Genomic DNA, 10,901 nt, shown 5'->3' with positions numbered 1-10,901 from the left:
TAACAATCAGATGGGCAATCTTATATTACTAGACAATCCTCTGAGTAATTCTTGCGGCTCAGGCTATTTTACAGTTGCCGAGTTTCGATGAAGTTATAATTGTCACAACAAATTTAAAACACAATACAGTTCAGCAATCATTTCTCCCTTCTCATTCTTCACTTGGTGTCATTGGCGTTCTTGGCGGTATGCGCTGCGCGCACGCTACGCGAACGTTAAAAAAATGACCTAAACAAAAAGTTTGAATTTTAACTGAACCGTATTGATTTAAAACACATATAGCAATCCTAAATGAGTTATGAACGGGATTTTTTTAACGAACCACAGAGACACAGAGATCACAGAGGAAGAGAAAGAAGAGAAATGTTCACGTCTTATTTAGGATCGCTATATCCCGCTTTTAAAGCGAAGGTATATGTGTAGCAGATTGGCAGCAAACGTTGAATAATTGTGATAGCGATCGCTAATTTGGATAAAAATTAGCCTCACTTTTTATACATTTTATACTGCTTTTTGGGTAAACTAAGAACAACACTGATACATCTGCATTATCAGGCTTGTAGCTGACCACAGTTAACTCAGAGGGGTGTACCAAATGATTAATACGAGTTACGACTTTGACCAAGCTATCCTACCTACCGGATCTTCATTAAAAACAAATATTCTGTTACGTTTTCGGGCTGATATTGCGGAATCTCCCCGACGTAATCTTAACCTTTCTCTGGTAATTGACCGCTCCGGTTCTATGGCGGCGGGTCGTGCTTTGCATCATGCACTCAAAGCGGCTGAGTCTGTAGTGGATCAGCTGGAGGCAAATGATATGCTCTCGGTCGTGGTTTACGATGATGAAGTGGATACCGTGATTTCACCCCAACCTGTAACTGACAAGGCGGAACTGAAAAAATCTATCCACAAAGTCAGAGCTGGTGGTATTACTAATTTATCTGGGGGTTGGCTCAAAGGTTGCGAATATGTCAAAGCGCAACTTGATCCCCAAAAAATTAACCGTGTGCTTTTACTCACCGATGGTCATGCCAATATGGGGATTGTAGATCCCAAGGTACTGACGGCAACATCTAGTAAAAAAGCAGAGGAAGGCATCACTACAACTACATTAGGTTTTGCTCAAGGTTTTAATGAAGATTTATTGATTGGTATGGCTAGAGCCGCCAATGGTAATTTCTACTTTATTCAAAGCATTGATGAAGCCACAGAAGTTTTTAGCATTGAGTTAGACAGTCTCAGAGCAGTGGTAGGTCAAAATCTCACAGTAACACTGGAATTAGCTGATGGTATCAGCCTTGTAGATACTTTGAGTTTGGCTACAGTCAGTCACAATCAAGCCGGTCAAGCGGTGATTAGTTTGGGCGAACTGTACGAAGGGGAAGATAAACTTTTGGGGTTGAGTCTGGATATATCCTCAGCACCAGTAGGCGATTTACCTGTGATGAAACTACATTACAGCGCTGATGTTGTTCAAGATAACGTGATTCAAAGTGTTTCAGGTACAGCCGATGTCTTCGCTAAAGTTGGCACTATCGAAGAAGCTGCTGCTGCATCTTCCAGCCACATTATTCTGGAACTTAGTCGCCTCACCATTGCTAAAACCAAAGAAATTGCCCTTGATTTAGCTGAACATGGCAAACATCAGGAAGCTGAAGAAATCCTGCGGGTATTGGTGAAAAAGCTCCGGGATCAAGGGTTAAATGAGAATTTTGAAATTGCTGAAGAGATAGATCAGCTAGAGTATTTTGCAGGTCGGATTGCTCAAAAAGCTTTGGGTAATGCGGGACGTAAAGAAATGCGAGATCAAAGTTACCAGACAATGGCACGCAATCGCAGCGATTTGGGAGGTCGTGGTGTGACGGCTGGCGATGAAATCTATGCAATGCCGGTTGTGAATGAAGTCGGTTCTGGTGTGGAACTGCAATGTGTTCGGGAAAGTGGCAAATTGCGGGTTAAAGTCGTGTCTGAAGGATATGATACCAGTAAAAATGTCCAGTTTCCGCGAGGGATTCGGGCTGAAGGCGCACGCTATGTAGTGGAAGGATTAGAATTATCAAGCGATCGCACTTTTTACCGTGTCCGGGGAGACATCACTCGTTTTGCTCAAGCAGGTGTAGCAGACACTTTTGTTAATCGTAGAAATACGCAAATAATTAGCACAGGTAAAGCTGCCAAAGGCCCCGCCAGTGCTGCTGACTTGGAAACAACTGACACTATAGACAATCAAGTTTTAGTGCAGTGTGTCAAAGATGGCAGTAAGCTCAGAGCCAGGGTGGTTTCTGATGGTTATGAACCTGATTGGAATATGCGCTTTCCTCGTTCAATCCGTGAAGAAGGAATGCTTTATGTTGTTGATGAGGTGAAGACAGCACCTGATGGTAAATCTTATATTGCTTGTGGTGAAATTAAGCGTTTTGTACAACCCACTATTAACAATTAAAAATTAAAGCCTTGCATAAAGCGAGATGATTTAATGTAACGCTTAATTACAAATTACGAATTACGAATTACGAATTACGAATTACGAATTACGAATTACGAATTACAAATTATTACGCTTCAATTAACGGATTATAATCATTTGGGTTGTTAAAACCTGCAATCCAAGCTGCTGCTTGATGACAGGTTCTCATGTTGGGGGGTACTCGTAAAACATGAATGTGTCCTGTGGATGGACAGGTGACTTTTAAGACCATTAATGGTTCGTCGTCTTCAAAGGGGATGTAGACAAGTTGACGTTCTCCGCCAGCATCTTGATCGCGATCGCGCACCAAACCCCCCACTTGCTGCAATAATGTTTCATAGCCCAAACGCTCGATTAGTACACGGCGTAATTCCACATTCTCGATGTTAAGAATATCTTGCCCTGTGATGGAATCTGATGCAAAAGCAATCTCATCTGTTACCCGCACTCCTCGCCAGCGCAAAATAAAACCATGTCCCGCAGGTAAACTGGTAATTCCGCTATTAGCTAACTCAATCCCATTAGTCACGTGTAGACCTGGGGGAAGGGTAGTTAAGTTTACGCAGTCGCTAATATCTAGACTTTCACAAGTGAGATTTTCGGGTAAATTGTAAATATCTGATGCACCGCTTAAATTTAAATGTCCTAAAACCCGCATTCCATCACAGGCGCGATGTTGTAATATCAATTTTCTGGCTAATTCCGGAGATACAGCTTCATTGGTGGGGCGTTGCTTAACTGGTTTTTTAGGGATGCGCCCGTTTGACATCAAATTTAGCATTAATCCTCCACCTCTACATAAGCATCAGGACGGTATTCACGTTGTTTCCAAACTCGATAAAAGCCTTGGGGTAATTCAATGGCTCTATGTTCTTCATGAATTAAGGTAGCACTTGGCTCTTTGACTTCCAAAAAAAGTTCACTACCATTTACCCACAATTGTACCGCTTGAGATTGCTGAATGCGGTGGCTATGTCCTGTAATTTCACCGTGTGCGAGAGTCGCACCTGTACGCTTTTGTACACCTACAGGTAAAGCCGGAATTTTGCTGATGAGAACGTCACCATGTCTGTAAAGCATATCAGTTTGGGAGTTGTTGCGATCGCTATACATCTTCTAATTTTATACTGCTTTGGAGGTTTATTTAACGCAGAGGCGCAGAGAGTTGGAGAGTTTGCTTGAAATTACATTTATACTCGCTTAATTTTAAACCAACACGCTCAATTAAATAAATAAAAATGCGGAGTTATGAATAATCCAGATTTTTTTAATGATGAACTGCTCGAAAAATTAATTGAAACATTTTATGGCTACGGTAATTTCCAAGGAAATTATTGGTTTATTGGAATGGAAGAATCAGGAGGACAATTTGAAGAAATTAAAAACAGAATCAATATATGGAGTGATAGAGGTAAAAAGGAAATAGAAGATATTGCAGAATATCATATAGCTCTAGGATATGGGGAAAGTTTTAAACCAGGTGCAAAATTACAACCAACTTGGAATAAATTAATTCGCATTGTATTAAGCGCCAAAGTCCAAGAAAATATTAATACAGAAGATGTTCGTACATATCAAATACATGAATTAGGTAGAATAGGTAAAGAAACTTGTTTATTAGAATTATTGCCTTTACCGTCACCCTCTCTCAAGCATTGGATATATAAAGAACATTCTCGGTTGAGTTATTTAACCGACAGAACTCAGTATGTAAAGCATTGTCTAGAAAACCGCATCAATAAAATTAGTGAGAAAATCAAAAAACATCAACCTCAAGCAGTTGTGTTTTATGGAACTGGATATGAATATTATTGGAAAAAAATCACACAACAGATAACAAACGTTGAATTTTTACCAACTTCAGAAGGTTTCTTAACCTGTAGAAACAGTCAAACCGTATTTGTGATATCTCAACACCCTGTAGCCTTCGGTGCAACAACTGAATACTTCCATAACATTGGTAAATTAATAGCTGCTAACCCAGCGTAAAATCCCTTCTTCTCTTCCTTTGCGCCTTTGCGCGAAATAAATCATTGATTAAACCACTCAACAACACCCTCAGCTAAAACCTTTGCTAATTTTTTCTGTTCTGAGGAATTTGTCAGCCATTCAAATTCTTGGGGGTTAATCATAAAACCCAATTCTAATAAAACTGATGGTGCAGCTGATGGACGTGTGAGGGCGAGATTGTTCCAAAATACGCCATAGTCAGGTCTATTTAGCTTGTTAACCAGATATTTTTGCATAAATATAGCGAGGCTGTGAGCTTGGGGATGATACCAGAAAGTGCCGATTCCCTTGGTATTCTCCGCATCACCACTATCGGGTAAAGCATTGTAATGTATGGAAAGCGCGATCGCTGGTGCTTCTCGATCTATCATGGCCATGCGATCGCTTAGAGAAACTTCAATATCAGTATCTCTAGTCATGACCACTGTAGCCCCTCGTTTCAGCAATTGATCACGGAATAATTTGGATACCACTAAATTCACCGCTTTTTCTGGATATCCAGTCGGACCCACAGCACCTGATTCTTTGCCACCATGTCCAGGATCGAGTAGAATCTTGATACCAGATAGCGGTTTTCGTCTTTCACCTTTCATGGTGGGCGGATGACGTAAAGTTAAAACCAGGGTTGTATTGTCGTATTTCAGCTTATATCCCCACTGTTGAGCTTTTTTGAGGTTAAAAGTATATTGAGCTTGTCCTGGAATCAACTGCTGCCAATCTAGACGATAAATTAAAGGGTCATCATCTAGACGAATAGTGTCTGTTTGGGCAGTAGTGTTATAAAGTGTGAGAGTGAAATTATCATCGTTCTGCTGCACACTCACAGGTACAGGGACTTGTAAGGGAAAAACTATTTCCGTGACACTAGGAAGTCGGCGATAACCCACACTGCGAATAACGGTGCGTGGCGGAATAGCACCTGGTAAAACACGAGTTTCCTTACTATTGATCCAACCACCATAGTCTAAACGCAACCACTCTCCTTCACTGCCGGTAATTGATGCCCGTGTGCCTTGGGGAAGTGGGGTGAGTCGGGAATAATCTGTACTAGGGCCAGTACGCGCCACTCCTGCATCTGCTACTACCTCAGCCACTTGTAACTTTGCAGGTGAGAGAATTTGAATATTGCCAGTTCCTGGTTGAGTTATCGTCTCGCCTTTGAATGTCAGTTGAAATTCGGGTTTCCCCAAATCTCTACTCTGAGCAGCAGAAATGATGTTGTTAGCAGAGGTGAGAGAAAGAGGTTTTTCAACTGTCGTGCAACCCTCATACTTTCCTGGGATAGACTGGGCAGTAGGCTGGTTATTTCCTGTGAGGGCAGCTGAATTACTTGGTAGACTTATTTGTTGAGGTTGGGGTGCAAGAGAAATAGTTTGATTTGCCAGATTGACAGATACACTGGCATTAGGGGGTGCGATCGCACTAAAACAAATTAATTCTCCCGCTAGTCTGGCAATATCGGCTGCTGGAGTGAGAGAATCTTTGGCGAAGGCTAACCCTTGAGGCAACTCAGGCTGAGTGGAAAGCCTAGTAACTTTAATTTTTAGTTCTTGGTTTTGGTGACGCACAGCAAAGAGATTATCTCCCACTTGCAAAGGAAAACTTGGAGCAAAATGGCCTGCTGGACTGCGGTTAATTGGCTTACCATTGATGAGAACCTGTCCATCTGGTGGCGCTGTGCCAATCAAGAAAATTTTTTCTGCCCTTGTCTGGTGGTTGTTTGGAGGATAAACAACCAAAAATGATGATACTGCCAATGCTACTACAGAGGAGGTAACGATAAACCCTAATATTACTAATCCTAGAAGTTTTTTCACGGCTACAGCACAAAAGATTTCACCACAGAAACTGTGGCACAATAACGGGATGTTTTTTGAGAAGTTGCTAAAAATTCAAATTACTATACTATGACTAAGTTTATTTTTGTAACTGGAGGTGTAGTTTCCAGTATTGGCAAAGGCATTGTAGCAGCAAGCCTGGGACGTTTACTGAAATCGCGGGATTATTCGGTGTCGATTTTGAAACTCGACCCTTATATTAATATCGATCCAGGTACAATGAGTCCTTTTCAGCATGGGGAAGTTTTTGTTACCGAAGATGGTGCTGAAACAGATTTAGACTTGGGACATTATGAACGCTTTACTGATACCTCAATGTCGCGGTTAAATAGTGTTACCACTGGCTCTATTTACCAAGCAGTAATTAATAAAGAGCGGCGTGGAGACTATAATGGCGGTACGGTACAGGTCATACCCCATATTACTAATGAAATAAAAGAACGGATTCTGCGTGTTGCTCAAGATACGAATCCTTCTGTATTAATTACAGAAATTGGCGGCACGGTGGGCGATATTGAATCACTGCCGTTTTTGGAAGCTATTCGCCAGTTACGCAAGGAAGTGGGACGGCAAAATGTGCTGTATATGCACGTAACTCTCATCCCTTGGATAGCTTCGGCGGGTGAAATGAAAACTAAGCCCACACAGCATTCTGTGAAGGAATTAAGATCCATTGGCATTCAACCAGATATTTTAGTCTGTCGGTGCGATCGCGCGTTGCCTCTAGGCTTAAAACGCAAGTTATCAGAATTTTGTGATGTTCCCCAAGAATGTGTGATCACTGCCCAAGATGCCAGCAGTATTTATGAAGTACCGCTCATCGTAGAACAGGAAGGACTGGCAGAGCAAGTTTTAGATTTGCTGCACATGGAACAACGCCCACCGAATTTGGTACTGTGGCAAACAATGGTAGAGCGTTTATACAGTCCTAAATACACTGTGGAAATCGCCATTGTGGGGAAATATGTGCGGTTAAGTGATGCTTATCTTTCCGTTGTAGAAGCGTTGCGTCATGCGGCTATTTCTACTTACGGCGATTTACGTTTGCGGTGGGTAAACTCCGAAGATTTAGAAAACGAATCACCCGAAACTTATTTAGCAGGTGTTGATGGTATTTTAGTACCTGGAGGTTTCGGTATTCGGGGGGTAGACGGCAAAATTGCCGCCATTAAATATGCCCGCGATCGCCAAATACCCTTCTTAGGTTTATGCTTAGGAATGCAATGTTCCGTAATTGAATGGGCTAGAAATGTAGAAGGATTAGTTGGTGCTAACAGTTCCGAATTTGACCCTGAAACCAAATATCCAGTCATTAATTTGTTACCAGAACAACAGGATGTAGTTGATTTGGGTGGAACAATGCGATTAGGACTTTATCCTTGTCATCTTGTTCCTAACAGTCTGGCTGCTAATCTTTATCAAAAAGAAGTAGTTAACGAACGTCATCGTCATCGCTATGAATTCAACAATACTTACCGTAATATGTTGTTAGAATCAGGCTATGTGATTAGTGGAACTTCTCCCGATGGACGCTTAGTGGAAATTGTGGAATTTCCCCAGCATCCGTTTTTCTTAGCTTGTCAATTTCATCCAGAGTTTCATTCACGTCCTAGCACTCCTCATCCTTTATTTAAAGGATTTATGGAAGCTGCAATTAACCGGACTCATCCCATGTCTAACTTACCAACACCCGTGGAAGTTTCTTAAACAATTCAAAACTCAAGAAAATAACTTTTTTGAGTTTTGATTCAGTGCAGCGCAACATTAACTTAGGAAGTGAGGATAATTTTCGTTATACATATAGGGTGCATCATTCATAAAATTGAAACGTAAGGAGATGTTGTGGCGTACTGGGTGAAAATCCTTTACGATAGGAGAAAGTATATAGTCAATCTTGACCGTGTAAATGCTTTTTGTTATGAAAAAAGCGGCCGGGTGACTTTCTGGTTGCCTGATAATGCTATTCCTATTGTACTTAATCCGCAGAGTAATTTAGAAGACTATCAAAAACTTCTAGAATATTTAGAATTTGTGATTGGACTAGAAATAGAAAATGCTCAATGGGTAAAAATCGTTTATGAAAAAAATGAATATATAGTTAACCTCACCTGTATTAGTTCTTTTTGTCAAGAAGCTAATGGCAGGATAACATTTTGGCTACCTGATGGTACTATCCCCATTATTATCAATGCCGTGAGTAATCCTGAATCTTATGAAAAAATTTTAAATTTTGTGCAAAAATCAACCGGATATTCTTTATCTTGAAAACGCGTAAAAAAATTTATAAAGACGCGATGCGTCACGTCTTTACCTATAGAGAACTCCACAAAAAAGTTGATCCAAATTTCTGCAACTAAAATGACCTTTCCTCCCCCTGCTCCCCGCTCCCTGCCCCCCTGCTCTCAAAACGACGGGATATTTTTTTATTTGGAAGTCTCATATTTAAGGCTTTCTGATCGGTAATTCACTTTTTAGATACACTACTTCGCTCTTTTGTCAAGCCATCAATAGCATCACCCAAGGCAGTAGTTAGGTTTTTACGGGTTTGGGCGTGGTTTTCTTGTTCAGTTTTTAAAGCTTGCAGTAGGCGATCGCGTTCTTTCATAATTGCAATGAGTTTGTCTTGCAATTCTTCTAATGATTGGATTTGTTGAATTTCTTGTTGGGCTATTGTGTTGGCTGTGCCATCAATGAGTAGACCGGATTCCAGTCCTTTAAGTTTTTGGATCTCTGTTTTGAGAGTAGCGATCGCCTGTTGAGCTAAATTTGTATCTGTGCGACGTTGTTCGGCTTCAGTGTTATAAAGCTTACGCCACTTTTGAGCGCTTTCCCAAGCCAGATCGCAATCCCGTTGTTGTTCTGCGAGTTGTTGCTTGAGGGTTTGAATTTCGCCTAACCATTGTTTGGTTAAAGCTGTGGTTTTATCAATATTTTCGGTCATCTTAATGCTCTTTTATATACTTGCAATATACTAAACTTCAGTATAATCTGGCTAGGCGATCGCTGTCATTAGTTGAGAAGTGCGATCGCGCGTACCTACAAGTAGTAAAAATTCAAGATTTTTTCATCTAGGGATAATTTGCTGAATAAACAGGGGATAAATAGAGATAGTGCTATCTAAGAGACCATTATCTTCCTTATTCTATGACCTATTGTCTCAGAATTGCCGATATTCCCACAGATGAGCGTCCACGTGAGCGTTTAATGACCCACGGCCCCAAAATTTTAGCCACAGCCGAGTTAATTGCAATTCTTTTAGGAACTGGTCAAGGGCCGGGAAAACTCTCAGCCGTGGGTCTAGGGCAGTATTTATTACAGGAACTGAGTAAACACCAACGTGACCCCTTAGCTGTTTTACGAGAAGTCACCCCGGCAGAATTAATGCAAATCCCTGGTATTGGCCCAGCAAAAGCCACAACCATCTTAGCCGCAATTGAATTAGGGAAACGTACCTTTCAATTTCGTCCTTCAGACAGTACGCCCATTGATAACCCCATTGTGGCTGCGGCTGCGCTTAGTCAAGACCTGATGTGGCAAACACAAGAACGTTTTGCAGTTTTACTATTAGATGTCAAGAATCGCTTATTGGGAACTCAAGTAATTACCATCGGTACTGCCACCGAAACTTTAGCATCTCCCCGTGATATTTTTCGAGAAATCATTCGTCAAGGTGCAACACGGGCCATTATTGCTCATAATCACCCTTCAGGTAATGTAGAACCTAGTGAAGAAGATATAGAATTAACACGTCAATTGTTAGCAGGGGCGCAACTTTTGGGCATCCCGTTATTAGATCATTTAATTCTGGGTAATGGTAGTCACCAAAGTTTACGTGAAACTACGAAGTTATGGAATGACTATCCCCAAGGTGATTAATTTCAAGGTTTGTAGTCAGGCCTTTAGGGATTTCCAGAAAATAAATTGCCCCATTTCATCAGAATCTCTTTGTTCTTTATCCCCCCTGCTCTCTGCTCCCTGCTCCCCTGCCTACCTCAGCAATGGGATATTTTTTTAATTGGAAGTCCCTTAGTCATCTCTATCTCCTGTGGTCGATGCTGAACGCAAAGCACACGCTATGCAGAACTTGACAAAACAGGGCTAAAGCCCTTACTACGAACTCAATTAACAGGTTGAATCGTGATCCGGATAAACAAATTACTCAACTCTGGTTTTGTACCATCGTTATTTTCTCCCGGTAAAAATCTATCGTTAATGAAAATATCGTTGGCAACTCGCTCATACAAACTTTTTTGATTTTGTAGTCTTGCTGGATCTATTTCTAAAACTAGAGCTTGTTGAAAATTGCCCTTGTTATCAATTACTAAGCTAACCAGAAGCTGTGCAGGCTCAAGTACAGAATCACCAGAAATATAACTTAAGTCTATATTTTTGGTGTTACTTCCCTTGTGTATGTGTTCAGCGAGAACATCGGGTAGACCATCAGGACTCAATCTACCTTCTTGTATGAATTGGCCTACTTCAGTTTTATCTAGTGGAGTAAATGTCACCGTCACGCCTGTATTGACGGGAGTGTTTGCAGTTTCTCCGGTAGGTGTAGGTAATGCTTCCTCATCGGGAGTGCG

At 41.2% G+C, this 10,901-nt stretch carries 9 protein-coding genes and 2 pseudogenes; 6 read left to right on the top strand and 5 right to left on the bottom strand.

What is annotated here, in order from left to right; genetic code table 11:
• Positions 1-44: 44 nt before the first annotated feature.
• A pseudogene (locus tag VB654_RS07680) lies at positions 45-227 on the top strand (hypothetical protein); the annotation flags it as partial.
• A gap of 368 nt (positions 228-595) precedes the next feature.
• Entirely contained in the window at positions 596-2,446 is a 1,851-nt protein-coding gene (locus tag VB654_RS07675) for a vWA domain-containing protein (protein WP_323213076.1), read from the top strand.
• 112 nt (positions 2,447-2,558) lie between these two features.
• Here the strand turns inward: VB654_RS07675 and VB654_RS07670 are convergent, their stop codons facing one another.
• Both VB654_RS07670 and VB654_RS07665 read right to left on the bottom strand, forming a co-directional pair.
• Positions 2,559-3,239, bottom strand: coding sequence for a DUF6745 domain-containing protein (locus tag VB654_RS07670; RefSeq protein ID WP_323213075.1), 681 nt, complete (start codon positions 3,237-3,239; stop codon positions 2,559-2,561).
• Between the two features lie 11 nt (positions 3,240-3,250).
• Positions 3,251-3,583, bottom strand: coding sequence for a hypothetical protein (locus VB654_RS07665; RefSeq protein WP_323213074.1), 333 nt, complete (start codon positions 3,581-3,583; stop codon positions 3,251-3,253).
• Between the two features lie 135 nt (positions 3,584-3,718).
• Between VB654_RS07665 and VB654_RS07660 the strand changes: the two genes are divergently transcribed.
• Positions 3,719-4,459 (top strand): hypothetical protein, encoded by a 741-nt coding sequence (locus VB654_RS07660; RefSeq protein ID WP_323213073.1) that lies wholly within the window; start codon positions 3,719-3,721, stop codon positions 4,457-4,459.
• A 41-nt stretch (positions 4,460-4,500) separates the two neighbouring features.
• On the opposite strand, the gene VB654_RS07655 is transcribed toward VB654_RS07660, so the two are convergent.
• Positions 4,501-6,297: an N-acetylmuramoyl-L-alanine amidase gene (locus VB654_RS07655; protein WP_323213072.1), complete on the bottom strand. Its 1,797-nt coding sequence runs from the start codon at positions 6,295-6,297 to the stop codon at positions 4,501-4,503.
• Positions 6,298-6,387: 90 nt separating this feature from the next.
• Between VB654_RS07655 and VB654_RS07650 the strand changes: the two genes are divergently transcribed.
• Both VB654_RS07650 and VB654_RS07645 read left to right on the top strand, forming a co-directional pair.
• Entirely contained in the window at positions 6,388-8,025 is a 1,638-nt protein-coding gene (locus VB654_RS07650; protein ID WP_323213071.1) for a CTP synthase, read from the top strand.
• Between the two features lie 135 nt (positions 8,026-8,160).
• Positions 8,161-8,583 carry a hypothetical protein gene (locus tag VB654_RS07645; protein WP_323213070.1) on the top strand — a complete coding sequence of 141 codons (423 nt, stop codon included), beginning with the start codon at positions 8,161-8,163 and terminating at the stop codon, positions 8,581-8,583.
• A gap of 199 nt (positions 8,584-8,782) precedes the next feature.
• Here the strand turns inward: VB654_RS07645 and VB654_RS07640 are convergent, their stop codons facing one another.
• Complete coding sequence (locus VB654_RS07640) at positions 8,783-9,259, bottom strand: hypothetical protein (RefSeq protein WP_323213069.1); 477 nt, start codon at positions 9,257-9,259, stop codon at positions 8,783-8,785.
• Between the two features lie 203 nt (positions 9,260-9,462).
• On the opposite strand from VB654_RS07640, the gene radC reads away from it, so the two are divergent.
• Complete coding sequence (gene radC, locus VB654_RS07635; protein ID WP_323213067.1) at positions 9,463-10,194, top strand: RadC family protein; 732 nt, start codon at positions 9,463-9,465, stop codon at positions 10,192-10,194.
• Positions 10,195-10,436: 242 nt separating this feature from the next.
• Here radC and VB654_RS07630 read toward each other — a convergent pair.
• Positions 10,437-10,901, bottom strand: a pseudogene (locus VB654_RS07630) (hypothetical protein); the annotation flags it as partial.

It is taken from the genome of Nodularia sp. UHCC 0506, assembly GCF_034931045.1.
Lineage (GTDB): Bacteria > Cyanobacteriota > Cyanobacteriia > Cyanobacteriales > Nostocaceae > Nodularia.
This window is presented reverse-complemented; position numbering and strand designations above follow the sequence as displayed.